Consider the following 24,246-nt stretch of genomic DNA (forward strand, 5'->3'; position numbering starts at 1 on the left):
CGCGGTCACATCACCCGCACTTCACTCGCCAGCTTCAGCACCCCGGCGCCCTTATCGGTCTCGATAAACAGCGCCGGGTTCTCCGCCGTGCCCTTCCGCTTGATCCACGAGCCCTTCAGCTTGCGCTCCACGGTCCCTTCATGCACCTCGCGCACCCGGCCCTCGCCGGTGCCACGGCCCCAATCCCATTCCACCCGGTCACCTTCTGACGGCTTTTGCATCGCATCCTCCTGTCTGTTGCCCCTATCAACGCACAGCAGGCCGGATCGGATCACCCAAATCGCGCGGGCCGATAGGGTGCCAGCACCTCCTGCGCCGCGCCGCCCATCTCCGCCGCCACCAACTCGCCCATCAGCGCGCCCAGCGTCACGCCCGAATGCATCACCGCCAGCCACAGGCCCTCCGGCCCTGCCGCGCCCACCACCGGCAAGCCATCGCCGGGCACCGGACGCCACGCCAGCCGCGCCTCCGCCATCTCCAGCTTCAAGTCCGGAAACATCTGCCCCAGCCGCCCCAGCGTGGCCTCGGCCAGCGCCTCTGCGGTCTGCCCCAAGGCCTCCGTCTGGTCGGCTTGATGGTTGGGCGATGTCGGCGCAATCAGGCAGCCCTCCGCATTCTGGCGGATTTCCATGCCCCCGGGCACCAGCACCGGCGCAAACCGGGCCTCCACAGGCGTGGTGCGCAACACCACTGCTGGCCGCGTCAGCATCGGCAGCGCCACCCCCAACGGCTCAACCAGCCCCGCCGCGCCAACACCGGCGCACACCAGCACCCGGTCCGCCGCAATCTCGCCGCCCTCCACCGCCACGCCTGTCACCCGGCCGCCCGCCACCTCCACGCGCTGCACCCTGCACCCGCTCACCACCCGCGCCCCGGAAGCCTCCAACAGCCGCCGCGCCACCGCCGTAGCCTCCACCACCCCCTCCGTGGGCATAAACCACGCCCGCTCCGGCACCTCCGCCAGCCCCGGCACCTCCTCGCGCAGATCCGCAGCCGACCACACTTCCACCGGGTAGCCAAACCGCTCCAGCGCGCCAATATCGGCCCCCTCCCAAGTCAGGCAGCCGCACCAATCCACCAAGCGCCCAAGTTCGCCCTCCAGCCGGTGCCACGCCTCCATCGCCTCCCGACGCAGCCTGAAGTGATGCGCGTCATGATAAAAACTCGCGTTGATCCAGCCAAAACTGGCCGATGTCGCCTCGCCCCCCGGCCCGGCAGCCTCCACCACCACCACATCCGCCCCGCCCTGCGCCAGCCGAAAGGCGCAGCTCGCCCCGATCAGCCCCGCGCCCACAATCACAACCCGCTCGCCCATGCCGTGCCTTTCCCTTGCCTGCCCCCAAGGCTAGCCTGCCCGCATGGACGCACAAGAGATCATCGACCACCTCGCCCTTTCGCCCCACCCCGAAGGCGGCCACTACCGCCAAACCTGGGTCGAAAGCCCGGCCTCGGGCCGCCCCTCGGGCACCTGCATCTACTTCCTGCTCAAGCCCGGCGAGCGCAGCCACTGGCACCGGGTCGATGCCACCGAAATCTGGCACTTCTACGCCGGTGCCCCCCTCACTCTCCGCCTTGCCGCAACCGAGACAGGCCCCGCCACCCGCCACAGCCTCGGGCCAGACCTCGCCACGCAGAGCCCCCAGATCATCGTGCCCAAGCATCACTGGCAAGCCGCCGAGGCTGGCCCCGATGGCTGGGCGCTCGTCGGCTGCACCGTCTCACCGGGCTTCACCTTCGAGGGCTTCACCCTCGCGCCTGCGGGCTTTGACATCCCCGAGAGCTGAGCCGCCGGGATGGATCACAAGGCCCTGCTCGCCAGCCTTCCGCCTGACACCCGCGCCGCGCTCACTCGCCGGCGGCCCGGCCCCGGCCTCGCCCGCCTTGCGGCCCATATCACGCTCATCCTCGCCACCGGCAGCTATGTTGCCCTCGGCCTTCCGCTCTGGTGGCTGATGATGCTGCCCCTCGGCGTGGTGATGACCTTTCTCTTCACGCTGGAGCATGAATGCACCCACGCCACCCCCTTCACCGGAGGCTGGTTCAACGAGGCGGTGGGCACCGCCTGCGGGCTGCTTCTGATCCTCCCCTTCCGCTGGTTCCGGTTCTTCCATCTCGCCCACCACCGCCACACCGGCGATCCCACGCGCGACCCCGAGATCGCAGGCCACCCTCGCCCGGGCACCCGCGCGGCGCTCGCGCTCTACCTCACCGGCTGGGGCTTCTGGCGTGGCAACCTCGCGGCGCTCCTGCGCAACGCCGCCGCGCGCCCCGCGCCCTACGTGCCGCCCCGACAACGCCGCGCTGTCATCTGGGAGGCCCGCGCCCATATCGCCATCTGGCTCACCGCGCTGCTCACTATTCCGCCCAGCTACCTGCTAAGCCTCTGGCTGCTGCCGCTGCTGCTCGGCCAGCCCGCACTCCGGCTCTACCTGCTGGCCGAGCATGGCCTCTGCCCGCCCGTCGCCAACATGCTGGCCAATACCCGCACCACGCGCACCACCCGCGCCATCCGCTTCCTCGCGTGGAACATGCCCTACCATGCCGAGCATCACGCCTTCCCCGCCGTGCCCTTCCACGCCCTGCCCAAACTGCACGAAAAAACCCGGGCTCACCTCCAGCAAGTGAGCCCGGGCTATGCCGCATTCACACGGAGCTACCTTCGCAGCCTCCGGTGACCACTCAGCGACATCCTTTTGCCTTGTAAACCGAGCGGGCCGCATCCCGCCGCAGGGCCGCATCCTTCACCACGTTGCCGCCGATCTCCGCCGCAATCCCGGCCTTCTTGCCGCGCCCAAGCAGGGCACCAGCCACTTGCAGGCCCCGGCCCTTGCTCGCCTTGCCCGCAATCTTCGCCGCCTTGCCATATTCCTTCGCCAGCGCCCGGCAATCGCGCTTGGCGTAGCTGCCAACCAAACGCTGGTATTTCACCGCGTCCTGCCCGCGATAGCCGTGGCTCTTTGCGCTCGCAATCGGGGCGGCATGGCCTGTGCTCGCCAGCATCGCCGAGGCGGTCAGAACCGCCAGAATGGTTGCCAAAAGTCTCATCGTCTTCTCCTCTCATGTCCAAGGCCCGTCACCTTGGCCATGAGAGCTACCCCGCAGCTTCGCCTTGGGTCACGTGACGAATGCCGTCATGCGCCACCGCGCGGGGCGTTAACCCCGGGCGTAGAGGAAAATAAGCATAGGTATGGAATGTGCATCACTTGTGCATAAGTTGTGGCCTGTTGCTTTTCCGGGTTAACGCCGCCGAAAAGCCCGCCATACCGGCATTTATGCAAAGCCTCCGCCCGGCTCCGTCACCACGCCACCGCCCACCGCCGCTCGCACGCCCGTGGTGCCCGGCCATGAGGTCGGCAGGCCCTTGGCGACGCGCACCGCAAGGTAGGCAAAGGCTTGAGCTTCCAGCATATCTCCGTCGAGGCCAACCTTTTCCACCGGCAGAACAGGGCAGCCAAGGCCCTGCGCGATCATCGCCATCATCACCGGGTTGTTCCGCCCGCCGCCCGTCACCAGCACGCGCTCCGGCGGGGCCGGAAAATGCTCCGCCCCCCGCGCCACACCCGCCGCAGCCACAGCCGTCAGCGTGGCCGCCGCATCAGCATCCGAAAGCCCCTCAACCTCCTGTAAAACATCAGAAAAATCATCCCGGTCGAGGCTCTTGGGCGGCACCTTGTAGAAGTAACGATGCGCCGCAAACCGGCCCAGAATGCCCTCCTCCACAGCGCCCCGCGCCGCCAGTTCGCCGCCCTCGTCAAAGGGCTGCCCCAGCCTGCGGCTGACAAGATCGTTGAGCGGCGCGTTTGCAGGCCCGGTATCAAAGGCCACCATCGCCTCCGGCCCCCGCCCCGGGTCGATCCACGTGACATTGCCAACCCCGCCAAGGTTCAGAAAAACAAGCGGTTTCTCGGCGCCGATCCACTTGGCCAGAGCGTAGTGATAGGCCGGGGCCAAAGGTGCGCCCTGCCCGCCCATATCCACGTCACTGCTGCGAAAATCCCAAACCAATGGCCGCCCCAGCGCCTCCGCCAGCACCCGCCCGTCACCCGCCTGATGGGTGCCACGGCCGTGCGGATCATGGGCGAGGGTCTGGCCATGAAAGCCAACAATATCAACGCCCTCCAGCAGCTCTTCCAGCAACACCCCATGGGCGGTTTCCACCACCTCCGCCGCCTCGGCCACCCCGGCCTCGCCCGGCCAGCGCCCCAACGCGGCACGTATCGCCGCCTGTTCCGGCCCCGAGTACTCCCGGTAAGCGCTTGGCCCAAAGCCAAAAATCTGCTCCCCGTCGGTTTCAATCACCGCCGCATCCACCCCGTCCAGCGAGGTGCCGCTCATCGCTCCCAGCGCCCGCACATGGCCCTTTTTCAACATGGCCTTCCCCTCTTGCCTGCCTGCCAGTATGAGGGGGTCTCACAACCCTTCGCAAGCATGGAAAACAGCGATGACCTACCACCCCAAATCGGACTTCATGGCCGTAATGATAGAGCGAGGCTTCCTGGCGGATTGCACCGACTATCAAGGCCTTGACGAAGCACTGATCAAAGGCGTGGTCCCGGGCTATATCGGCTTTGATGCCACGGCCAAATCGCTCCACGTCGGCTCGCTCATCCAGATCATGATGCTGCGCTGGCTGCAAAAAACCGGCCACCAGCCGATCACCCTGATGGGCGGCGGCACCACCAAGGTGGGAGACCCGTCTTTCCGCGCCGACGAGCGCCCGCTGCTGACGCCCGAGCAGATTGATGACAACATCGCCGGCATCAAGCAGGTGTTTGCAAAATACCTCGACTACGAGGCCGAAACCCCGGCCCTGATGCTCAACAATGCCGAATGGCTCGATGGGCTCAACTACCTGGAATTCCTGCGAGATATCGGCCGCCACTTCTCGGTCAACCGGATGCTCTCCTTCGATAGCGTCAAATCCCGTCTCGACCGCGAGCAGTCGCTCAGCTTCCTCGAATTCAACTACATGATCCTGCAAGCCTACGACTTCCTCGAGCTCAACCGCCGCTACGGTTGCCTCGTCCAGTTCGGCGGCTCCGATCAATGGGGCAACATCGTCAACGGCATCGACCTCACCCGCCGGGTGATCGACCAGCAGATCTTCGGCCTCACCTCGCCCCTGCTGACCACCTCGGACGGCAAGAAGATGGGCAAATCGGCCGATGGCGCCATCTGGCTCAACGCCGAAATGTGCGCGCCCTACGAGTTCTGGCAGTTCTGGCGCAACACAACCGATGCCGACGTCGGCCGCTTCCTCAAGCTCTACACGGAGCTGCCCATTGACGAATGCGAAAGGCTCGGTGCGCTAGAAGGCTCCGAGATCAACGACGCCAAGATCCGGCTCGCAAATGAGGTCACAACCCTCTGCCACGGCGCCGAGGCTGCGGCAGCGGCAGAGGCGACGGCGCGTGAGGTTTTCGAAAAGGGCGGCGTGGGCGATGATCTGCCCACCCTCACCCTCACGGCGGCGGATGTGGCCGAAGGTATCTCGGTGGTGCAGCTGATCACCCGCGCCGGGTTGGCAAAATCGGGCAAGGAAGCCAAGCGCCTGATCGCCGACAATGGCGCTCGGATCGACGATGCACCGCTCACCGACGCGGGCCTGATGCTTGACGCCGCCGCGCTGTCTGCACCGGTCAAGCTCTCCGCCGGCAAGAAGCGTCACGCCCTCGTCGTGCTGGAGGGGTAAAATAACAACGGGTTACGGCGCGGCCTTCACTCTGCCGCGCCGTTAACCCACCTGCAAGCACTTGCAATGTTATAACATCACTTTTACACCCTCTCCGACTCACATCGGAGACTCTAATGCGCCTTTCCCCATCCCTCCTCGCCCTCCTCGCCGTCACCCCCGCCCTTGCCGAACCCAAGGTGCTGGTCGACCTCCCGCCGGTCCACTCCCTCGTCGCTCAGGTGATGGACGGTGTCGGCACCCCCACCCTCCTGCTGGACCGCGCCACCTCAGGCCACGACCTCTCCCTGCGCCCGTCCCAAGCTGGTGCCGCCCAAGAGGCCGACCTGATCTTCTGGGTCGGCCCCGCCATGTCGCCCGGCCTTGAGAAGCCCTTCGAAACCCTTGGCGAAAACGCCCGCATCATCGCTCTGATGGAGCAGCCAGAAACGCTCATCATCGACAGCGCCAATGCCGAAGCCCACCTCCATAACGGCGAGGAAGAGCATGAGGCGCATGACGACCACGATCATGAGGATCACGCCGAGCATGACCATGAGGCCCATGACGACCACGATCACGAGGCCCATGACGACCACAACCATGAGGATCACGCCGAGCACGATCACGAGGCCCATGACGACCACGACCATGAGAACCACGCCGAGCACAATCACGAGGCCCATGACGACCACGAAGACCACGCCGAAGGCGCGCATGACGGGCACGATCACGGCCCCGAAGACCCGCACGTCTGGCTCGACCCGGTCAATGCGCAAGCATGGCTGCCGCTGATCGCCAAGGCCCTCTCCGAGAAAGACCCTGAAAACGCAGAGGCTTACAGCGCCAACGCCACCCGCGCCGCTGAGCAGCTCGCCGCGCAAACCACCGAGATAGCCGCCACCCTCGCCCCCTATGAGGGCCGCGAATACCTCGCCACCCACCGCGCCTTCGCCTACTTCGAAAGCCGCTTTCACCTCGCACCCGCCCACGCCCTCTCGGGCGTCGACGGCAATGCAGCCGGCCCCCGCGCGATGGAAGAGGTTCGCCTCGCCGCCGAAGAGGGCATAACCTGCCTCATCACCGAGCCAGATACCTCTTCCGCCACCGTCGCCACCCTCACCGAGGGCACCGCCCTCACCGCCCATGGGCTCGATCCGCTCGGCCGCGACATTGCCCCCGGCCCGGACCACTACAGCACGCTTCTGCAAGAGATCGCAGCAACTTACGCCGCCTGCCTGAAGTGATTGCGCCACGGCGGCATCGGCCCTAACCTTCCTCCAAGGGAGGACCAGCCGATGCCGCTCACCATGTCCCGCGAGGTCTTCATCACCTGCGCCCTCACCGGCGCGGGTGGCACGCAAGACCGCTCCCCCCACGTCCCCCGCTCGCCAAAGCAAATTGCGGAGGCGGCCCGCAATGCGGCGCTCGCCGGGGCCGCCTGCGTCCACGTCCACGTGCGCGACCCCGAAACCGGCGCGCCCTCCCACGATCTCGCCCTCTTCCGCGAAACCGTGGAGCGCATCCGCGACCTCGAACCCGACCTTGTGATCAACCTCACCTGCGGTTTCGGGGGAGACCTTTTCTTTGGCCCGCCCTCGCAACCCCTTCCGATTTCACAACAATCCGTCGTCCTCTCCGCCGAAGAGCGCGTCGCCCATGTGGCCGATTGCCTGCCCGAGATCTGCACGCTGGATTGCGGCACCATGAACTTCGCCGAGAACGATTATGTCATGGCCAACACGCCCGGCATGCTCCGCACCATGGCCCGCGCCATGATGGCCTTCGGCGTGAAACCCGAGATTGAGGCCTTCGACACTGGCCACCTCTGGCTCGCCCGCCAGTTGGTCGACGAGGGCGTCATAGCCTCCCCCGCGCTGGTGCAACTCTGCATGGGCGTGCCTTGGGGCGCCCCGAATGATCTGGCCACCCTCAACGCCATGCTCGCGGGCATCCCCAATGGGTGGACGTTTTCGGCCTTCTCGCTGGGCCGCGATCAAATGCCCTATGTGGCCGCTGCGGTGCTTGCAGGCGGCCATGCCCGTGTAGGGCTGGAAGATAACCTCATGATTTCCCGTGGAGAACTCGCCACCAACGCCCAGCTGGTGGAGCGCGCCGTGACCATTGTTGAAAGCCTCGGTGCGCGGGTGATGACGGCGCAAGAGATGCGCGATAGTCTCGGTCTGGTGAAGCGACCACCCATTTAAACCCAATTTAAACTGTTTCGGAGATATTACCCATGAAGCGCCTTTGCATCGCCCTTGCCTGTCTCGCCACGCCCGCCGCGGCAGAAATTCCGCCCTGGGCCGGGTTCTGGGCTGCCGATCCGGCCTGGTGCGCCAATACGCAAGGCGAAGTGCCCGAGGCGCCGATCTATCTCGCCGACACAGAGTTTGCCGGTTACGAGAATGGCTGCGATATCGTTGTGGCCGAGCCGCATCCTTCCGGCTCCGCCTGGTCGGTGACGATGAGTTGCATGGGCGAGGGTGAAAGTTACGAGCGCGATGTGCTGCTCATGCTCTCTGCGGACGACCACCTGTTCTGGTGGGATGAGGGCTACATGGTCGAGCGGGTGCGATGCCGCTGAAGGCCGCAATCCTCGGCGCCGGTGCTATCGGTGCCGGATGGGCGGCACGGTTTTTGCTGGCAGGCTGGGACGTGGCCGTCCACGACCCGGCCCCCGGAGCCGAGGCCCGGCTGACCGCCACGCTCGAAGCCGCCCGCCGCAGCCTGCCAATGCTCAGCGAGGTCGCCCTGCCGCCCGAGGGCAGCCTTGTGATGGCACCGCTTGCGAAGGCCGTCGAAGGCGCGGATTGGGTGCAAGAGAGCGCGCCGGAACGCCTTGATCTCAAACATGAAATCTGGGCCGAAGCGCTAAAGAACGCACCGCAAAATGCGGTCTGCGCCTCCTCCACCTCCGGCTTCACCCCCACCGCCCTGAATGGTGGGAAGGGGCGCATTATCGTGGCCCATCCCTTCAACCCGGTCTATCTGCTCCCACTGGTCGAACTCGTCGGCCAAAACACCGCCAAAGCCGCCGCAACGCTCCACAGAATCGGCATGTATCCACTTGAGATTGCATCAGAAATCGACGGCCACATCGCAGACCGCCTGCTGGAATCTGTCTGGCGCGAGGCGCTCTGGCTGGTCAAAGACGGCGTGGCCACCACCGAGCAGATCGACGAAGCCATCCGCATGGGTTTCGGCCCGCGTTGGGCACAGATGGGCCTGTTCGAAACCTACCGCCTCGCTGGCGGTGACGGCGGCTTTGCCCAATTCCTCGCCCAATTCGGCCCGGCGCTGAAATGGCCCTGGAGCCATCTGACCGACGTGCCAGACCTCGATGACGCGCTGGTGCAAAAGATCGCCACGCAATCCGATGCGCAATCAGGCCACCTCACCACCGCAGAGCTCACCACCCAGCGTGACAACAACCTTGTCGCCCTTCTCCGCGCCCTCAAGCAACAGGGCAGCGCGGCAGGCAAGGTGCTGAACACCCACGATAAATCGCTAACGCCCCCGCCGCCGCCTCCCGGCCCCGAGCCTCTGGTAACGCTGCGCCGGACGATCCCTGTGGACTGGACGGATTACAACGGCCACATGAACGAAAGCCGCTATGGCCAGCTCTGGTCAGACGCGGGCGATACGATCCTCGTGGCCATCGGCATGGGCCCCGACAGCCCCGGTTCGCAGGGGGCAAGCTGGTTTACCGTCGACAATCACATTAAATATCTGGCCGAGGTGCATGCTGGCGCGGCCTGCGAGGTGCGCACAACGATCCTCATGGCCGAGGGCAAGAAGCTGCGCATGCACCACGAGATGTATGTAGGCGAAACGCTCTCTGCCTCCTGCACCCAGCTCCTGCTGCATATCGATATGGAAACCCGCCGCTCCGCCCCGCCCGCGCCGGAAGTGGCTGAAAAGCTTTCCAAATACGCGAAGGCGCACAGCCGCCAACAGTAGAGCGAACCAACTCCTGCCCTACAGCCCGGCAACCTGCCGCAGCACCCGCCGGACCACCGCCGCATCCTCCGCCGAGACCCCTTCCAGCAGCGCCGCATCATGCGCCTCCGCCAAGCTGGTCAACTCCGTAAACGCCTCGCGCCCCTGAGCCGTCAACGAGAGCACCTCCCGCCGCCGATCCTCTTCCACCTCACGCCGGGTCAAAAACCGCCGCTCTTCCAGCGCCGCCACGGCGCGACTCACCTTCGTCTTGTGAATCATCGCCCGCTCCACGATGTCGCGCGCGCTCATGTCGCCATAGCGTCCGAGGTGAAAGAGCACCCGCCATTCGGTGCGCAGCATCCCGTAGCGGGCCTTGTATTCCCGTTGAAAATCAAGGCTCGCAGCCTCGGCGGCCTGGTTCAGCAGATAGGGGAGGAAGTCTGTCAGATCAAAGCTCATTCTCCTGTGATGCCCCTTGTTAGTTACATTTTCAACTATTATCACACCCCCACAGGAGGACGCGCCATGAACGATCAATCGAAGCCCGCAGGCCTCACCCAGGCCCCGAGCCACATCGGCACCACCCCCGGCTACATGCCCGGTTTCGCCAATGACTTCGAAACCGAGGCCCTCCCCGGCGCGCTTCCCCAAGGCATGAACAGCCCGCAAAAGTGTAACTACGGCCTCTACGGCGAGCAGCTCTCCGGCACCGCCTTCACCGCAGATCCGCCCGAGCGCACATGGACTTACCGGATCAGGCCCTCGGTGAAGCACTCCCACCGCTACGAGCGGATCGACCTGCCCTACTGGGTCTCCGCCCCCAACGTGGTCGACAATGTCACCTCCCTCGGCCAGTACCGTTGGGATCCGGTGCCTCATTCCGACCAGCCCCTTACCTGGCTGACCGGCATGCGCACGATGACCACGGCAGGCGACGTGAACACCCAGGTCGGCATGGCGAGCCACATCTACCTCGTCACCGCCTCCATGGAAGATGCGTATTTCTACAGCGCCGACAGTGAGTTGCTGGTCGTTCCGCAAGAGGGCAAACTACGTTTCGCCACCGAGCTCGGCATCATCGACCTTGCACCGCAAGAGATCGCAATCATCCCACGCGGCCTCGTCTACCGTGTCGAAGTGCTCGAAGGCCCCGCGCGCGGCTTCGTTTGCGAGAATTACGGACAGAAGTTCGAGCTGCCCGGCCGCGGCCCCATCGGCGCCAACTGCCTCGCCAACCCGCGCGATTTCAAGGCCCCCGTCGCGGCGTATGAAGACCGTGAAGTGCCCTCCACCCTCACCATCAAATGGTGCGGCCAGTTTCATGAAACAAAAATCGCCCAAAGCCCGCTCGACGTTGTCGCATGGCACGGCAACTACGCGCCTTACAAATACGACCTCAGCACCTACTGCCCCGTCGGCGCGATCCTCTTCGATCACCCCGACCCGTCAATCTTCACCGTCCTCACAGCCCCCTCGGGCGTGCCCGGCACCGCGAATATCGACTTCGTCCTCTTTCGCGAGCGCTGGATGGTGGCCGAAAATACCTTCCGCCCGCCGTGGTATCACAAAAACATCATGTCCGAACTGATGGGCAACATCTACGGCCAGTATGATGCCAAACCACAGGGCTTCGTCCCCGGCGGGATGAGCCTGCACAACATGATGCTCCCCCACGGGCCGGACCGTGACGCCTTCGAGGGTGCCTCCAACGCCGAGCTGAAACCGCACAAGCTCGACAACACTATGAGCTTCATGTTCGAAACCCGCTTCCCCCAGCACCTCACAAGCTTCGCTGCCAATGAGGCACCGCTGCAGGACAACTACATCGACTGCTGGGAAACGCTGGAAAAGAAGTTCGACGGAACCCCCGGAAAGAAATGACGTAGGGTGGGTGCCAACTCACCATGCAGCAAGGAAACGCAATGCCCCTGATCAAATCCTGGGTCGCTTCGGCCAACGCCGAAGGCCACCCCTTCCCCCTCAACAACCTGCCCTACGGCGTTTTCTCCACCGGTGAGGAAGACCCGCGCTGCGGCGTGGCCATAGGCGACATGATCCTCGACATGGCCGCTGCCGAGGAGGCTGGCCTGGTTACGCTGGCCGATGTGCCCGTGTTCGACGTGCCCTTCTGGAACGAGGTGATGGAACTTGGCCCGCAGGCCTGGGGCGAGCTGCGCAGCACCCTCACCGAGCTGCTGGCAGATGGCTCCCCCAAGGCCAGCGTGGTGCAGCCCCTGCTCGTGCCGATGGAGGAGGCCGAGCTGCACATGCCTTTCCTCGTTTCGGAATACACCGATTTCTACGCCGGCAAGCAGCACGCCACCAACGTTGGCACCATGTTCCGCGGAGCAGAAAATGCATTGCCGCCCAATTGGTTGCATATCCCCATCGGCTACAACGGCCGCGCCTCCACCGTGGTCGTCTCCGGCACGCCGATCCACCGGCCCAACGGCCAGACCAAAGCGCCGGACGCCGAGATGCCAAGCTTCGGCCCCTGCAAGCGGCTCGACATCGAGCTGGAAATGGGCGCCATCGTGGGCACCTCCTCCGAGATGGGCCAGCCTGTGAGCGTGGCGGAGGCGGAGCAGATGATCTTCGGCTACGTGTTGCTCAACGACTGGTCCGCCCGCGATGTGCAGGCATGGGAATATCAACCCCTCGGCCCGTTTCAGGCCAAGGCCTTCGCCACCTCGATCAGCCCCTGGATCGTGACAACCGCCGCGCTGGAGCCTTTCCGCTGTTCCACCCCGGAGCGCGAAAGGCCCCTTCTGCCCTACCTCGAAGAGCCGCGTCCCGGCCTTTTCGACATCAAGCTTTCGGCGGCGATCCAACCTGAAGGCGCGGCATCGGCCACAACCTTCTCCAACACCAACTACAACGAGATGTACTACTCCGCCGCCCAGCAACTGGCGCATCACAGTACCTCTGGCTGCGCCATGACGGCGGGTGACCTGCTCGGCTCCGGCACCATCTCCGGGGCTGACAAATCCAGCTACGGCTCGCTTCTGGAAGTCACATGGGGCGGCAAGGAGCCTTTGACGCTGGACACGGGCGAAACCCGCACCTTCATCGAAGACGGCGACACGCTCACGCTGGAAGGCCATGCCGAGGGCGACGGCTATCGCATCGGGTTTGGCACCTGCACCGGCAAAATCCTCGGGGCCGTCAAGTGGCCCTAACCCGCCCCCTGCCAGGCCTTCACCGCTTCGAACGGGTAGAGCAGCATGAGCACGTTCAGCGCCAGCCCGTCGCGGATCATCCATGTGGTGAAGGCCTCAAACGCCAGCGCCAGCAAAACGCTGGCCCAAACCGGCAGCTTGCGGGCCAGCAGGAAGCCCAGCCACATAGCCGCAATGTCGCTAACCGAGTTCAGCACCGAGTCGCCGTAGTAATCGAGCGAGATCGTCACGCTGCGGTAATGCTCGATCACCTTGTCGGTGTTCTCCAAAAGCTCCCAGCCCGCCTCGATCGCCGTGGCAATCGCAAAGCGCCAGCCCAACGGCAACTTCCACGCCACCAGCCAGAGCAACCCGTAAAACAGCAGTCCGTGGATGATATGGCTCGGCGTGTACCAGTCGGTGATATGCTGCGAATTCTCGCTCGAGACCACCGCGCCATGCCAAAACTTCACATAGCCGCATTTGCAAATCGGCTCGCGCCCCCACCACAGCAGCACCGCCGCCATGGCCACCGTGACGGCCAGCGCCACCCAATACCCGTAATGCACTCGTTTCATGACCCGAGCAAAGCACATCTCGCCGCAACGGTCCATCGCCCAACCACCTCATTTTCTTGCTGAAAATATCCCCGCCGGAGGCACGAAATCTCCGGCAAGACGACAAAGGAAACGCACCATGGCAAAAGCCTTCGCCTCTGCCGGAGACATGACCGAAAAGAAGATCAGCTTCACCGAAGTTGGCGAGGGCCTCTATGCCTTCACCGCCGAGGGAGACCCGAACTCGGGCGTCATCATTGGCGATGACAGCGTGATGATCGTCGAGGCGCAGGCCACACCCCGGCTGGCGAACAAGGTGATCGACTGCGTCCGAAGCGTCACCGACAAGCCGATCAGCCACGTGGTGCTCACCCATTACCACGCCGTTCGCGTGCTGGGCGCATCTGCCTTCGGGGCCGAGCAGATCATCATGTCCGATACCGCCCGCGCCATGGTGGCAGAGCGCGGGCAGGAGGATTGGGATAGCGAGTTCGACCGCTTCCCACGCCTCTTTGAAGGGCACGAGAGCATCCCCGGCCTGACATGGCCCACCACGACCTTCACCGGCAAGATGAGCGTTTTCCTCGGCAACCGCCGCGTCGACCTCATGCAGCTTGGCCGCGCCCACACGGCGGGAGATATCGTCATCCACGTGCCCGACCAGAACGTCATGTTCACCGGCGACATCGTTGAATATCACTCCGCCTGCTACTGCGGCGACGGCCACTTCGCCGACTGGGGCAAGACACTGGACGCCATCAAGGCCTTCGACCTTGACGCCATCGCACCGGGCCGGGGCGACGCGCTCATCGGCTCCAAGATGGTCAACGCCGCCATCGAGAACACCCGCGATTTCGTCGCCTCCACCTACGCTCCGGCGGCCAAGGTCGCCGCGCGCGGCGGCACCTTGAAGGAGGCGTGGGACGCTATCCGCGCCGCCTGCGACCCCAAGTTTGCGGATTACGCGATCTACGAACACTGCCTGCCCTTCAACGTCGCCCGCGCCTTTGACGAGGCCCAAGGCATCGACACGCCGCGCATCTGGACCGCCGAGCGCGACAAGGAAATGTGGGCCGCGCTGCAAGGCTGACGGCCCGAGGGGAGGAAACCCGATGATCCAAGATCGCTACCAGCTTGCCTTCAAGCTTTATCCCTACGCGCGCTCCGCCGATCAGGATGCCCCCGCACCGGTACGCCATCCGGTGGTCGTCATTGGCGGCGGACCGATCGGCGTGGCAACGGCGCTGGACCTCGGGCTTCAGGGCTTGCCGGTGGTGCTGCTTGATGATCACGAGGGCGTTGGCCAAGGCTCCCGCGCCATTTGCTTTTCCAAACGGTCGCTTGAAATCGCAGATCGTTACGGGCTGGGGGAGAAGGCGCTGGAAAAAGGCGTGGTCTGGAATCTCGGCAAGGTGTTCCACGAAGACCGAAAGGTGTTTGAGTTCAACCTCCTGCCCGAGGAAGGCCACAAGTTTCCGGCCTTCATCAACCTTCAGCAACCCTACTTCGAGCGCTTCCTCGTGGAGCGAGTGCGTGAGGCCAACGCTGACGGTGCGCAGATCGACCTGCGGGGCAGAAACCGGCTGGAGGGGATCACCCCTCATGACAGCCACGTCACGCTGGATATCGCCACCCCCGAAGGCCCCTATCAGATCGAGGCCGACTATGTGGTCGCCTGCGATGGAGCGGGCTCACCAACCCGCAAGATGATGGGGCTCGACTTTGAGGGCCGGGTGTTTCAGGACAGTTTCCTCATTGCCGACATCACCATGCAGGCCCCCTTCCCCACCGAGCGCTGGTTTTCCTTCGAGCCTTCGCACGGGGCGGGTGCTTCCACCCTGCTGCACAAACAGCCCGATGGCGAATGGCGCGTGGACTTCCAGATCGGCTGGGATGTGGACCGCAAGGAAGAGTTGAAAGAAGAGAACGTGCGCCGCCGCCTCGACGCCATGCTCAGCCCGGATGTGGCCTATGATATCGTCTGGACGTCGATCTACACCTTCCAGTGCCGCCGGATGCAGAAGTTTCGCCACGGTCGCGTGCTCTTTGCAGGGGACTCCGCGCACCAAGTCAGCCCCTTCGGTGCGCGTGGTGCCAATTCCGGCATGCAAGACGTTGATAACCTCGGCTGGAAGCTGGGCATGGTGCTGCGCGGTGAAGCACCCGAAGCCCTGCTCGACAGCTACTGCGCCGAACGCCGGTATGGCGCGGATGAAAACATCCTCAACTCCACCCGCTCCACCGATTTCATCACGCCGAAATCACCGGTTAGCCACATGTTCCGCAACGCCGTGCTAGACCTTGCGGAGCACCACGCTTTTGCCCGTCCGCTGGTTAACTCGGGCCGCCTCTCGTTGCCCTGCACCTATGACGATGGCCCGCTCAACAGCCCAGATGCCCTGCCGGGCGGCCCCGAGCGCACACGCCCCGGCGCGCCCTGCCCCGATGCGCCCCTCCGCGACGGGTTTCTACTGCCTCAACTGGGCGGCGGCTTCACGCTGCTCGCGATAAACGGCACCGGCCCGGACTTGCCCGGCGACCTGCCCGCGCAGGTGGCGCGCCTTTCCATCAGCCGGGAAGATGACCCAACGGGCTGCTTGGCAGAGCGTTACCTTGGAAGGGCCAAAGAGGCCGTGTACCTCATCCGGCCAGACCAACACGTCGCCGCCCGCTGGGCCTCGCCCGACCCAGCGGCGGTGTCGCTTGCCCTTCACCGCGCCTTGGCAATGGAGTGACTCGATGCTGAACACAGAGCCCAACATCCCCGATCCAGACGGCTTTTACGCCGAGTTGCTGCAAGCTCATGAAGGTCTGTCGGAAGACGCAAGCGCGGCGCTTAACGCCCGGCTGATCTTGGTTCTGTCCAATCACATCGGCGAGCGCGCTGTTCTGAGCGAAGCGATTTCGGCAGCGCTCGCCGCCGGGCGCTAACACCGCCTACATCAGCGGGCGAACGCGCGTTTCTTCTTTTTCCATCCCCGCCATCTCGCGGAGCTTGTCCAGATCGTGCAAGGCAAGCCGACCATTGCGCCAGGTGGCAAGCTGCCTGTCTCTCAACTTGGCAAGGCTCTTGTTGGTGTGCACGAGCGACAGGCCAAGCGCATCCGCCAGATCCTGCTGGCGATAGAGCAGTGCCATCTCTCCATTGCGGGTGATGCCAAGGGCCTCGCCGCGCTGGTGCAGCTTCACCAAGGCCCAGGCAATCGCTTCTACGGCATTGCGCTGGCCCACACTGAGCAGGGCCTCGCCCAAAAAGTGCTCTTCTTCTGCGGCGATCCAGGTGACATCAAAGGCGCGCTCGGGGTGCGAGCGGAAAAAGTCCCACAGCGCATTGCGGTCAAACACGCAAAGCGTCATCGCCGTGGTCGCCTCAACCGAATGGCCCATTTCACCCATGATGGCGGCTTGCAGCCCGAGGAAGTCACCGGGGAAGACAAAGTTCACCACCTGCCGATCACCGTTTTCCAACAGTTTGTAGCGCAGACCCTTGCCACGCAGGGCGGTATAGAGCTGGGGGCTGTTGGAGCCTTCCATGAGGATGGGTGTGCCCGGCTCAACCGTGAGCTCGCCCGATTTGAAATCGGACATGAACCGAAGCTCACGCGCAGACAGCTGTTTGAAGATGGGCTTCTTGCGCAGCGGGCAATGTTCGCAGTCCGTCGCCATGGCTTACCCGCCCTTCGACGTGCCCCGCCCGGCCTGCAAGCCAAACAGGAAGGCCTCGGCCAACCCGAGCGGACCCGGAGCAGCGGCGGCAGGCGGGGGGGCCACGGCATGCACAGGCTTAACGCGGGACAAGCCAAGCAAAATGAAGCCAACCGCGAACCAGACCGCGCCTACGATGAGGGCGGCGGTCTGCGTCGAAGTCGTTTCGGCCAGATAAATCCAGCCTGCAACGGTCAGGAAGGCGGCGCCGACCAGAAAGCAAAGGCTCGCGCCCGCCGAGAAAGCCAGCCGGCGCACAGCATGCGCCAGGCTCATTTGAATACGCGCCAGCATGTTATTTACGGGCCGAGATGTGACCCACAAGGAATCCGACGGCAGCCGCGATGCCGATCGCCGTGGCAGGGCGCTCCACCACGAAGTCATTGGCCTTGCCATAGGCGAATTCGGCATTGTGCTTCATGTAATCCGCACCCTCCTGCGCCTTCGCCCGTGCGTCATTTGCTTTGCCCTTGGCGTAGGCCTGAAACTCCGAACCCTTGGCGCGGCCGAGGTCAGCCACCGCGCTGGTGAGGCTTGCGATGTCGGATTTCAGTGCCGCAATCTGCGCCGACACTTCGTCTTCGGCTTTGGTTGCGCTGCTGTTTTCAGTCGTCTTGGCCTGTGCCATGTGACGTCTCCTTCGTATTTCCGATGTGTCATTCGACAATTCAACCGACCGAAGGACGAATGGTTCCGAGAAAGATGTGAAAACAATTTCCGGAACCAGACACTCTCTACCGCTGTTGTCGATGCAAGAGCCGGAAATGATCTTTCGGCAATATTGATGAAATGAAAGGAAAGAAAAATGCTTGGTTGGGCTCTTACCTTCCTCGTTATCGCACTCGTCGCAGCACTGTTTGGCTTTGGCGGGATCGCCAGCGCCAGCGCTGGTATCGCGCAGGTGCTGTTCTTCGTGTTCCTCATCCTCTTCGTGGTGGCCATGGTTGCCCGGGCGATGCGCGGACGCACACCGTAACCGCACAGCACACGACAACAAAGAAGGGGCGCCCGGCTGGCGCCCCTTTTTTATTTCAGCCCCCAATATTGGCTCTCAGCGAATAACCGCCGAATAGTTCAATTCCAAACAGGCGCCTCTAACGCGCCACATGCAATTTAGTTCCTTCACCGCAGAACATAAATCTCAGGAACAAACATCACATTCCCCGGTTCTCTCTCCACAAGCGGCGCAATGCCGCAATTTCTGAAACCAGAAATCCGGAGAGACTAAAATGAAACGCATTCTTGCAACAACCGCGCTGACCGCGTCGCTGTGCATGCCTGCCTTCGCGCAGGACGCCACGGCGTCGGAAGACACAACCGCGCCCGAAGCCGGCGCCGAAGTGATGGCCGACGGTGGCTTCATCCAGTCCGCAGACCAGCAGGACGTGATGGCAAGCGACTTTATCGGCAAGCGCGTCTACGCAATGTCCGATGAGATGGAATACGGCGAAGAAGGTGTTGCTGAAGCTGAGGCCGAGTGGGAAGACATCGGCGAAGTCAGCGACGTGATCCTCGCCCGCAGCGGCGAAGTCGAAGGCGTCATCGTTGACGTGGGCGGCTTCCTCGGCATCGGCGAAAAGCCCGTGGCTCTGACCATGGACTCGCTCGACCTTGTGGCCGACAGCGACTCGCCGGGCGACTATTTCGTGACCGTGTCGTCCAGCCGTGAAGCGCTTGATCAAGCACCTGCCTTCGAGTTTAGCGAACCCGCTGAGACGGACCAAGCTGCCGCCGAAGACGGCACCGTGGCTGAACCGCTCGAAGAGACCCCCGGTGAAGAGGTCGAAATGACCGATGCTGGCGACAACGCCGCCGACACTGGCATGACCGAAGAGCTGGCCGAAGCCGAAACTGCCATGGAGCAGACCGGTGAGGAAGCTGAAGCCGAAATGGCTGAAGCGGGCGACACCATGGAAGCCGCTGGCGAAGAAGCCGAAGCCGAAATGGCTGAGGCAGGCGAAACCTTGGAAGCTGCTGGCGAAGAAGCCGAAGCCGAAATGGCTGAGGCAGGCGACACTATGAAAGCTGCCGGTAACGAAGCCGAAGCCGAAATGGCTGATGCTTCCGAAAGCGGCGACATGACCGGCTTCACCCGTGACGGTTACGCTGAAGTGATGGTCACTGAAATGTCTTCCGATGAGTTGACTGGTCTGGCTGTTTACGACCCGAACGACAACCGCGTTGGCGAGATCTCCGAGATCCTGATTTCGTCCGATGGTGTCGTCACCGATGCGGTGATCGACGTGGGCGGTTTCCTCGGCATTGGCGAGAAGCCCGTTGCGATCAGCTTCAAAGGCATTTCGCTGCAGAAGCAGTCGGATGGCGATGATCTGCGCGCCTACGTCAACACCTCCGAGGAACAGCTGAAAAGCTTCCCCGAGTACGAAGACGGTTGACCTGAACACAATGGAAGCGCCTCCTGCTAGGGGGCGCTTCTGCTGAATGACGAGTGCCCCCCGGGGCCGGATCGACCGGTCTCGGGGGATTTTTGTTTCCACCCCAACACCCCCCCACGCCTCCTGCCCTTGCCCCCGAGGAGATGCCCCAAGTGCTCGCCAGCCGCTCGATATCCGTCCCCCTGTTCATCATCGCCGCGATCCTTACGACCGCCTCGCTGAAGGCCGGCGCCTATTTTCTGGCCCCTACGGTGCTGGCGCTCATCACCGGGGTCATCCTTTCTCCGGCGATCGGAGTGTTCTTGAGTTTGGGCCTTCCACGCGCCGCTGCTGCCGGCACCGTGCTGGCCTTCGCTCTTGTTTCCCTCACCATGCTGGCGCTGTTGCTCGAACCCGTCCTCTGGCGGGCCCTCGACAAGCTGCCAATGGTCTGGAGCGAGTTGCAGGAAACCCTGCGTCAGTTTCAGGATGCCTTGCGCGGCCTCAACGAGATGACGGAGGACGTGAAGGACGCGATCAACCCTGAGGGCGAAAATGGGGACAACGGAGAAGGCGAAGGCTCGGTCGCCCTCCCCTCGGCCATGGATGCAATTGCCCTTGCGCCCACCATCGCCGCGCAGGTGATGATCTTCACCGGCGTTCTGTTCTTCTTCCTGTTCACGCGAGACAGCATCTACGCATGGGCCGCGAAGGCACTTGGCGGTCGCAACCGTGAAGCGCAAGAGCGCTACAAAGCATCGCTGGTTGCGGCAGAGCACATGGTATCGCGTTACTTCATCACGATTACGCTGATCAACGCCTGCTTGGGCCTTGCCGTCACGGCGGCCATGGTGATGCTGGGCATGGCCTCGCCTATCCTCTGGGGGCTGGCGGCCTTTGCGGTAAACTTTGTGCCCTACCTCGGCCCGGCGATTTTTGCGACGGTTCTTCTGCTTGGTGGCATCGTCGCCTTTGACGGGATCATGTCCGTCGTGCCGATGGGGGTTTACCTCTGCATGAACGTCACCGAAGGGCAGTTTGTCACCCCATCTCTGGTGGGGCGGACGCTAAAGATGAACCCTCTGCTCATCTTCCTGTCTCTGGTCTTCTTCCTGTGGATCTGGGGGCCACTTGGTGGGTTTGTGGCAATCCCGGTTCTGCTCTGGCTCCTGCTGGTCGCCGACCTGATGAAACCCGATGATGAAATGCGGGAGGCCGCAGAGCGGCGACAGGCGCTTGATGAAGAGGCGGCGCAGAAGGTAGCGGCGAACGAGTAAGCCGCCCGCCCTTACACCATTTCTTCGGGAACGCCGGGCACCGCGCGTCCAAAGCGCAGGGCCGGGCGGAGATCATGCGGCAGCAGGTAGCCTTCCCGGTCTTCAGGCTGCCGCGCGGCATCGCGCTTCGCCGCGCTGACCCAGGCCTCAAAGGCGCGCGCCGGATCGAGCATCTCTGCCCTGTGCGCGCCGTCAGCCTCTGGATACCAATGAGCCAAGACACGCTCGCGGATCATGCTGACCTCATCCCTGCCGGAAAACTCCAGCCCCGCTTCCGTATCCCAGCGCAGGCTACGGCCATTGAGGTTGGCGGAAGATACAATGCTCGCCGTATCGTCAAACACCGACAGTTTCGCATGCACATAGATCATCGGCGCACCGCGCAGGGCGACCCGCCCCAAACCGCCGTTCTCCCGCCCAGCCCCATCGGCTGTGCCAACAGCCTCTTTACCGGCTTCTTCCGCCTCGGAGCCCGGTTTGCGGCGTTGCGCCGGGGAAAGAGCGAAAAACCGTTTGCCGAAGCCCTTGCGCAGGATGCGCAGGCAACGGGATTGCAGAAACTCGCCATAGCGGGCGTCGGTGCCGCCACTTGTAAAGGCAACCTCTTCCGGTGCTGCGGGCAGGACGAGCAATAGCTTCAGATCCGGGTTCTCCCGCGCGCGGTGCGCAAGGTGGCGTGCCAGCTTGCGGTCGCGAAAGAACTGGGTTTCGAGATAGATCAGATTTCTGGCCTCTTCAGCGCGGGCGACATGCGCATCGTAGAGGCCAGAGGAGAGCTTTTTGGGAGAGAACCGGAAGGGCGCGAGGCGGGAGGGCGTCGACATGGTTGTCAGAAAACGCAGGTTGCCGGAGGTGAGTTGCCCGCCGGCATGTTGCCCTTCGGGATCAGGCCCCTCGCCTGCTGTTTGAGAGATAAAGTTGTCAAGATGACGCTCAGCGACACCGGCGATCTGCGCATCGTGGAGCAGCATCTGGATATCATGCCAGGTCTTTCGCGCAGGGCGGTCATGCTTGGGCGTATCCCAGCGCCGCTCATCCAGATCGAGCCCGCCGATGTAGAGAACTTCGCCATCAATGACCGCGAGCTTCTGGTGATGGGTTGCGGGCGTCATGCGAAAGCCGTGCCACCAGTTTGCGCGGATGACATCGCCCGTATCACCCTCTTCCTTCAGATGGGGGCGCAGCCGTGGCGCCTCGGTGATAAAGCGTCGACGCTCACCGCCCGGCAAGCCGTTGAGCATTTGCACCGCCTGCCGCAATTTCCACGCCGCAATCGGCCAGAGCGCGGCGCCCGGCACCTTGCCGATTCGCGCCGGATGACGGGCGGCGATTGCCTCCAGCGTGCCGGTGCCATCTTCGCCCGCGATCTCTCGCAGACCGGCGCATTGCCGCATGGTCCGCCATGAGCCCCGGTGGAGGTCAGGCGCGCCAACCGGATCGAAGTCGGTCACCACGAGGCGAATGTTGACCCCGCGCCGCAGCACATGGGCCAAGAGGTCGGCCCAGCTGGAGCCAACAGCGCGGCCCTCTTCGCTATGAAGCGGCGTGCGCAGATCGAAAATACGGAAGCTGAGATTGATCCGCTCTCTCGCCGCCAGCACGGCCCGCTCAAAGGCAGGATAGGCCTCACGCGCGGTGACGAGCATCTGCGTGCGGCGCTCCTCCTGCCGTGCGGGCGTGTGATCGCCCGCCAGCGTCATATCGTGCCGCCTTTGGGGCCTTCAGCCAGCCCGGAGCTGGGTGGAACGGTGCGCTCGCCCGGCGCGACGGGGGCAACCGGAGTGCCCTCGGGCTGATCGTCTATCGGGAAGGTCACCGACAGCTCAAAGGTCTCTTCGCCCGGGTCAATCGAAAGCTTGCCGCCAAGTTGCGCCGCGAAGGCGCGGATCAGCTGGTTTCCGAGCCCGTTGCTGGAGGGCGGTGTGTAATCCCTGCTGAGCGGCTCGCCGACAGAATTGACAACCGTGAGCCGTGCACGAGCAGATGGCTCTTCATCTTCATCGCCGGTGGCGGGCGTGTGCTCGGGCTCCAGCTCCTCAAGCGTGATTTTCAGCCACGCCGTACCGGGCCCGTCGGGGTGGCCCATATGCTTGGTGGCATTGGTCACCGCTTCCGTGGTCAGAAGGGCCACCGGCACGGCCTGATCGGGAGCCAGCGTCAAACCTTCGATATCCATCTTCGGGCTCACCCCGGCCTCCTTTGGAAGCGCAGTAGACAGGGTTTGGCGCAGGATCGCGTTGAGGAGCAGATCAGCATGCACGATGGAGAGCCGGGAGGTTTGGTAGAGGCTGGAATGCACGGTTGCGAGGCCAAGAACCCGGTCGAGGATACGCCGCAGCGTGGTGCGCGCCTCATCGCCCTCAGCCTTGCGGATTTCCATGTTCATCACAGAGGCGATGAGCTGGAGATTGTTTTTGACCCTGTGATGCACCTCGCGCAGCAACAGGTTTTTCTCGTTTAGCCCGTCCTCCAGCTCGGCTTCATCGCGCAAAATGGTCTCGGCCATGCTGGAAAATGTTTCGTTCATCTCCCGCAGTTCGGTTGGTGCTCGATCAGAAAGCCCGGTTTGCCCCCCAAGGCTCCGATGGCCGGCCGCAAAGCGGATCATCCGTGCCCGCAAGCGGCGGATATGGACCAGAACCAGCCGGTGAACGGCAATGTAGGCAACCCCCAGCGAGATGATCCACATCAGCATCGGAAAGACGGCGGCGCTATACCAGTTAAGCCCGCTCGGCGTGGCATCTTCCCAGATCGCCATGGCGTGGACGAGGCCCGGAATGATCGTGACCAGCGTGTAAATCCGCGTATCGCCATTCGCGTTCTCGGCCGAGAAGGCCGTTACACCGCCGCCAGCGAGGGCTTGGAGAGAGACATCGGTGGGCAGTTCGCGGCTAAGCGTGTCTGCGTCGCTGCGCGCCAGCAGAACCTGCCCGTCATCCGTGAAGGTTAGGAGATCTATTGGCTCTTCTACCATCTCTTCCGTAGCTGGCAGCGTGTCGGCACCGGTATGCTGGGTCAGATCACCTTCCATGATCGAGATGGAGACGAAACCGAGGAAGACACCATCCTGATAGACCGGATAGCCCAGCACCATCACCTCTTCGCCGGTCACCCTGCCCGGCGAGAGCAGATCTGCCATGGGCACCCGGTCGCGGACCATCCGCTCGGAAAAGGTCGAGCCGGTCAGATCGAAGGTTTCACCCCGGGAGTTGCAGTTGCTCTGGTATTCAGCGTCCACGAACATCGCGAGTGAGTAGACAACGCTGCGATCGACAAGCTGGCGCATCAGGTCGGAGCATGCTGCCGGATCATCGCGCAGGCCGACAACTGAAGTGGCCATCACCCGGGCTGACGCAAAGCCCCCGTGCAGCAGATCGCGCATGTCTTCGACATCCGCCACCGTGCGCCCATACAGCGCCGAGCGGTTCAACTCGCTGGCCTGCCGCGACACGTTGGCCGTCTGCATCAAAGCGATGATGCCCACCGGCAAGAGTGCAACGGTGAGCATCACGACGACGCGAAAAACCAGTGATTGTGTGATGCCTTTCACACCCTGCT

General features: G+C 63.6%; 26 protein-coding genes. 15 read left to right on the top strand and 11 right to left on the bottom strand.

The genetic code is table 11. The features are described from left to right. Positions 1-5: 5 nt before the first annotated feature. Positions 6-221 (bottom strand): DUF2945 domain-containing protein, encoded by a 216-nt coding sequence (locus FHY55_RS12240; RefSeq protein ID WP_140014459.1) that lies wholly within the window; start codon positions 219-221, stop codon positions 6-8. A gap of 50 nt (positions 222-271) precedes the next feature. Then, a complete protein-coding gene (locus FHY55_RS12245; RefSeq protein WP_140014460.1) occupies positions 272-1,315 on the bottom strand; it encodes an FAD-binding oxidoreductase in 1,044 nt (347 codons plus the stop codon). A gap of 43 nt (positions 1,316-1,358) precedes the next feature. Here FHY55_RS12245 and FHY55_RS12250 point away from each other — a divergent pair, with 43 nt between their 5' ends. Next, positions 1,359-1,784 (top strand): cupin domain-containing protein, encoded by a 426-nt coding sequence (locus tag FHY55_RS12250; protein WP_140014461.1) that lies wholly within the window; start codon positions 1,359-1,361, stop codon positions 1,782-1,784. Positions 1,785-1,793: 9 nt separating this feature from the next. Beyond that, positions 1,794-2,675, top strand: a complete 882-nt coding sequence (locus FHY55_RS12255) for a fatty acid desaturase (protein WP_140014462.1) — start codon at positions 1,794-1,796, stop codon at positions 2,673-2,675. 4 nt (positions 2,676-2,679) lie between these two features. On the opposite strand, the gene FHY55_RS12260 is transcribed toward FHY55_RS12255, so the two are convergent. Both FHY55_RS12260 and FHY55_RS12265 read right to left on the bottom strand, forming a co-directional pair. Further along, positions 2,680-3,045: a hypothetical protein gene (locus tag FHY55_RS12260; RefSeq protein WP_140014463.1), complete on the bottom strand. Its 366-nt coding sequence runs from the start codon at positions 3,043-3,045 to the stop codon at positions 2,680-2,682. Positions 3,046-3,270: 225 nt separating this feature from the next. Further along, the gene (locus FHY55_RS12265) at positions 3,271-4,371 is read right to left on the bottom strand and encodes an anhydro-N-acetylmuramic acid kinase (protein ID WP_140014464.1); all 1,101 of its coding nucleotides are present in this window, start codon (positions 4,369-4,371) and stop codon (positions 3,271-3,273) included. A gap of 70 nt (positions 4,372-4,441) precedes the next feature. On the opposite strand from FHY55_RS12265, the gene tyrS reads away from it, so the two are divergent. The 5 genes from tyrS to FHY55_RS12290 all read left to right on the top strand — a co-directional run bounded on the left by tyrS (position 4,442) and on the right by FHY55_RS12290 (position 9,634). Beyond that, positions 4,442-5,692 (top strand): tyrosine--tRNA ligase, encoded by a 1,251-nt coding sequence (gene tyrS / locus FHY55_RS12270; RefSeq protein ID WP_140014465.1) that lies wholly within the window; start codon positions 4,442-4,444, stop codon positions 5,690-5,692. 116 nt (positions 5,693-5,808) lie between these two features. Beyond that, entirely contained in the window at positions 5,809-6,918 is a 1,110-nt protein-coding gene (locus FHY55_RS12275; protein WP_140014466.1) for a zinc ABC transporter substrate-binding protein, read from the top strand. 51 nt (positions 6,919-6,969) lie between these two features. Then, the gene (locus FHY55_RS12280) at positions 6,970-7,878 is read left to right on the top strand and encodes a 3-keto-5-aminohexanoate cleavage protein (RefSeq protein ID WP_140014467.1); all 909 of its coding nucleotides are present in this window, start codon (positions 6,970-6,972) and stop codon (positions 7,876-7,878) included. 32 nt (positions 7,879-7,910) lie between these two features. Further along, positions 7,911-8,258 carry a hypothetical protein gene (locus tag FHY55_RS12285; RefSeq protein WP_140014468.1) on the top strand — a complete coding sequence of 116 codons (348 nt, stop codon included), beginning with the start codon at positions 7,911-7,913 and terminating at the stop codon, positions 8,256-8,258. Then, a complete protein-coding gene (locus FHY55_RS12290; RefSeq protein WP_140014469.1) occupies positions 8,249-9,634 on the top strand; it encodes a 3-hydroxyacyl-CoA dehydrogenase NAD-binding domain-containing protein in 1,386 nt (461 codons plus the stop codon). Before FHY55_RS12285 ends, FHY55_RS12290 begins: the two co-directional genes overlap by 10 nt. 18 nt (positions 9,635-9,652) lie before the next feature. Here the strand turns inward: FHY55_RS12290 and FHY55_RS12295 are convergent, their stop codons facing one another. Beyond that, on the bottom strand, positions 9,653-10,075 hold the full coding sequence (locus FHY55_RS12295; RefSeq protein WP_140014470.1) for a MarR family winged helix-turn-helix transcriptional regulator: 423 nt from the start codon (positions 10,073-10,075) through the stop codon (positions 9,653-9,655). Between the two features lie 66 nt (positions 10,076-10,141). Here FHY55_RS12295 and hmgA point away from each other — a divergent pair, with 66 nt between their 5' ends. Together hmgA and fahA are read left to right on the top strand one after the other, a co-directional pair. Next, the gene (hmgA, locus tag FHY55_RS12300; RefSeq protein ID WP_140014471.1) at positions 10,142-11,497 is read left to right on the top strand and encodes a homogentisate 1,2-dioxygenase; all 1,356 of its coding nucleotides are present in this window, start codon (positions 10,142-10,144) and stop codon (positions 11,495-11,497) included. A 41-nt stretch (positions 11,498-11,538) separates the two neighbouring features. Beyond that, positions 11,539-12,795 carry a fumarylacetoacetase gene (gene fahA, locus FHY55_RS12305; protein WP_140014472.1) on the top strand — a complete coding sequence of 419 codons (1,257 nt, stop codon included), beginning with the start codon at positions 11,539-11,541 and terminating at the stop codon, positions 12,793-12,795. Here fahA and FHY55_RS12310 read toward each other — a convergent pair. Then, the gene (locus FHY55_RS12310) at positions 12,792-13,352 is read right to left on the bottom strand and encodes a DUF2585 domain-containing protein (protein ID WP_140014473.1); all 561 of its coding nucleotides are present in this window, start codon (positions 13,350-13,352) and stop codon (positions 12,792-12,794) included. The genes fahA and FHY55_RS12310 overlap by 4 nt on opposite strands. A 118-nt stretch (positions 13,353-13,470) precedes the next feature. Between FHY55_RS12310 and FHY55_RS12315 the strand changes: the two genes are divergently transcribed. The 3 genes from FHY55_RS12315 to FHY55_RS12325 are packed head-to-tail and all read left to right on the top strand — an operon-like array spanning position 13,471 to position 16,262. Continuing rightward, complete coding sequence (locus FHY55_RS12315) at positions 13,471-14,421, top strand: MBL fold metallo-hydrolase (protein WP_140014474.1); 951 nt, start codon at positions 13,471-13,473, stop codon at positions 14,419-14,421. 22 nt (positions 14,422-14,443) lie between these two features. After that, entirely contained in the window at positions 14,444-16,066 is a 1,623-nt protein-coding gene (locus FHY55_RS12320) for an FAD-dependent oxidoreductase (protein ID WP_140014475.1), read from the top strand. Between the two features lie 4 nt (positions 16,067-16,070). Next, a complete protein-coding gene (locus tag FHY55_RS12325) occupies positions 16,071-16,262 on the top strand; it encodes a DUF2783 domain-containing protein (protein ID WP_140014476.1) in 192 nt (63 codons plus the stop codon). 6 nt (positions 16,263-16,268) lie between these two features. On the opposite strand, the gene FHY55_RS12330 is transcribed toward FHY55_RS12325, so the two are convergent. From FHY55_RS12330 to FHY55_RS12340, 3 genes are read right to left on the bottom strand one after another with little or no spacing between them, the layout of a single operon-like run. After that, positions 16,269-16,997, bottom strand: coding sequence for a Crp/Fnr family transcriptional regulator (locus FHY55_RS12330; RefSeq protein WP_140014477.1), 729 nt, complete (start codon positions 16,995-16,997; stop codon positions 16,269-16,271). A gap of 3 nt (positions 16,998-17,000) precedes the next feature. Further along, positions 17,001-17,312: a hypothetical protein gene (locus FHY55_RS12335; protein WP_140014478.1), complete on the bottom strand. Its 312-nt coding sequence runs from the start codon at positions 17,310-17,312 to the stop codon at positions 17,001-17,003. Between the two features lie 19 nt (positions 17,313-17,331). Continuing rightward, entirely contained in the window at positions 17,332-17,664 is a 333-nt protein-coding gene (locus FHY55_RS12340; RefSeq protein WP_140014479.1) for a YqjD family protein, read from the bottom strand. Positions 17,665-17,841: 177 nt separating this feature from the next. Between FHY55_RS12340 and FHY55_RS12345 the strand changes: the two genes are divergently transcribed. The 3 genes from FHY55_RS12345 to FHY55_RS12355 all read left to right on the top strand — a co-directional run bounded on the left by FHY55_RS12345 (position 17,842) and on the right by FHY55_RS12355 (position 20,688). Beyond that, positions 17,842-18,012 (top strand): DUF1328 domain-containing protein, encoded by a 171-nt coding sequence (locus FHY55_RS12345; protein WP_140014480.1) that lies wholly within the window; start codon positions 17,842-17,844, stop codon positions 18,010-18,012. Between the two features lie 253 nt (positions 18,013-18,265). Beyond that, the gene (locus FHY55_RS12350) at positions 18,266-19,432 is read left to right on the top strand and encodes a PRC-barrel domain-containing protein (protein ID WP_140014481.1); all 1,167 of its coding nucleotides are present in this window, start codon (positions 18,266-18,268) and stop codon (positions 19,430-19,432) included. Between the two features lie 143 nt (positions 19,433-19,575). Continuing rightward, positions 19,576-20,688, top strand: a complete 1,113-nt coding sequence (locus FHY55_RS12355) for an AI-2E family transporter (RefSeq protein ID WP_140014482.1) — start codon at positions 19,576-19,578, stop codon at positions 20,686-20,688. Positions 20,689-20,699: 11 nt separating this feature from the next. Here FHY55_RS12355 and FHY55_RS12360 read toward each other — a convergent pair whose 3' ends face one another. Next, positions 20,700-22,388, bottom strand: a complete 1,689-nt coding sequence (locus FHY55_RS12360) for a phospholipase D-like domain-containing protein (RefSeq protein WP_140014483.1) — start codon at positions 22,386-22,388, stop codon at positions 20,700-20,702. Then, the gene (locus tag FHY55_RS12365) at positions 22,385-24,238 is read right to left on the bottom strand and encodes a sensor histidine kinase (RefSeq protein ID WP_140014484.1); all 1,854 of its coding nucleotides are present in this window, start codon (positions 24,236-24,238) and stop codon (positions 22,385-22,387) included. Before FHY55_RS12365 ends, FHY55_RS12360 begins: the two co-directional genes overlap by 4 nt. Positions 24,239-24,246 lie beyond the last annotated feature (8 nt).

Source organism: Oceanicola sp. D3, assembly GCF_006351965.1.
GTDB lineage: Bacteria > Pseudomonadota > Alphaproteobacteria > Rhodobacterales > Rhodobacteraceae > Vannielia.

Bases quoted from the DNA above. Each gene is read 5' to 3' on its own strand.
- fahA (WP_140014472.1), top strand. From the start codon at position 11,539: ATGCCCCTGATCAAATCCTGGGTCGCTTCGGCCAACGCCGAAGGCCAC.
- FHY55_RS12240 (WP_140014459.1), bottom strand. From the start codon at position 221: ATGCAAAAGCCGTCAGAAGGTGACCGGGTGGAATGGGATTGGGGCCGT.
- FHY55_RS12285 (WP_140014468.1), top strand. From the start codon at position 7,911: ATGAAGCGCCTTTGCATCGCCCTTGCCTGTCTCGCCACGCCCGCCGCG.
- FHY55_RS12345 (WP_140014480.1), top strand. From the start codon at position 17,842: ATGCTTGGTTGGGCTCTTACCTTCCTCGTTATCGCACTCGTCGCAGCA.
- FHY55_RS12315 (WP_140014474.1), top strand. From the start codon at position 13,471: ATGGCAAAAGCCTTCGCCTCTGCCGGAGACATGACCGAAAAGAAGATC.
- FHY55_RS12255 (WP_140014462.1), top strand. From the start codon at position 1,794: ATGGATCACAAGGCCCTGCTCGCCAGCCTTCCGCCTGACACCCGCGCC.
- FHY55_RS12290 (WP_140014469.1), top strand. From the start codon at position 8,249: ATGCCGCTGAAGGCCGCAATCCTCGGCGCCGGTGCTATCGGTGCCGGA.
- FHY55_RS12340 (WP_140014479.1), bottom strand. From the start codon at position 17,664: ATGGCACAGGCCAAGACGACTGAAAACAGCAGCGCAACCAAAGCCGAA.
- FHY55_RS12350 (WP_140014481.1), top strand. From the start codon at position 18,266: ATGAAACGCATTCTTGCAACAACCGCGCTGACCGCGTCGCTGTGCATG.
- FHY55_RS12330 (WP_140014477.1), bottom strand. From the start codon at position 16,997: ATGGCGACGGACTGCGAACATTGCCCGCTGCGCAAGAAGCCCATCTTC.
- FHY55_RS12335 (WP_140014478.1), bottom strand. From the start codon at position 17,312: ATGAGCCTGGCGCATGCTGTGCGCCGGCTGGCTTTCTCGGCGGGCGCG.
- FHY55_RS12250 (WP_140014461.1), top strand. From the start codon at position 1,359: ATGGACGCACAAGAGATCATCGACCACCTCGCCCTTTCGCCCCACCCC.
- FHY55_RS12360 (WP_140014483.1), bottom strand. From the start codon at position 22,388: ATGACGCTGGCGGGCGATCACACGCCCGCACGGCAGGAGGAGCGCCGC.
- FHY55_RS12260 (WP_140014463.1), bottom strand. From the start codon at position 3,045: ATGAGACTTTTGGCAACCATTCTGGCGGTTCTGACCGCCTCGGCGATG.
- FHY55_RS12355 (WP_140014482.1), top strand. From the start codon at position 19,576: ATGCCCCAAGTGCTCGCCAGCCGCTCGATATCCGTCCCCCTGTTCATC.
- tyrS (WP_140014465.1), top strand. From the start codon at position 4,442: ATGACCTACCACCCCAAATCGGACTTCATGGCCGTAATGATAGAGCGA.
- FHY55_RS12325 (WP_140014476.1), top strand. From the start codon at position 16,071: ATGCTGAACACAGAGCCCAACATCCCCGATCCAGACGGCTTTTACGCC.
- FHY55_RS12310 (WP_140014473.1), bottom strand. From the start codon at position 13,352: ATGAAACGAGTGCATTACGGGTATTGGGTGGCGCTGGCCGTCACGGTG.
- FHY55_RS12265 (WP_140014464.1), bottom strand. From the start codon at position 4,371: ATGTTGAAAAAGGGCCATGTGCGGGCGCTGGGAGCGATGAGCGGCACC.
- FHY55_RS12275 (WP_140014466.1), top strand. From the start codon at position 5,809: ATGCGCCTTTCCCCATCCCTCCTCGCCCTCCTCGCCGTCACCCCCGCC.
- FHY55_RS12295 (WP_140014470.1), bottom strand. From the start codon at position 10,075: ATGAGCTTTGATCTGACAGACTTCCTCCCCTATCTGCTGAACCAGGCC.
- hmgA (WP_140014471.1), top strand. From the start codon at position 10,142: ATGAACGATCAATCGAAGCCCGCAGGCCTCACCCAGGCCCCGAGCCAC.
- FHY55_RS12320 (WP_140014475.1), top strand. From the start codon at position 14,444: ATGATCCAAGATCGCTACCAGCTTGCCTTCAAGCTTTATCCCTACGCG.
- FHY55_RS12280 (WP_140014467.1), top strand. From the start codon at position 6,970: ATGCCGCTCACCATGTCCCGCGAGGTCTTCATCACCTGCGCCCTCACC.
- FHY55_RS12245 (WP_140014460.1), bottom strand. From the start codon at position 1,315: ATGGGCGAGCGGGTTGTGATTGTGGGCGCGGGGCTGATCGGGGCGAGC.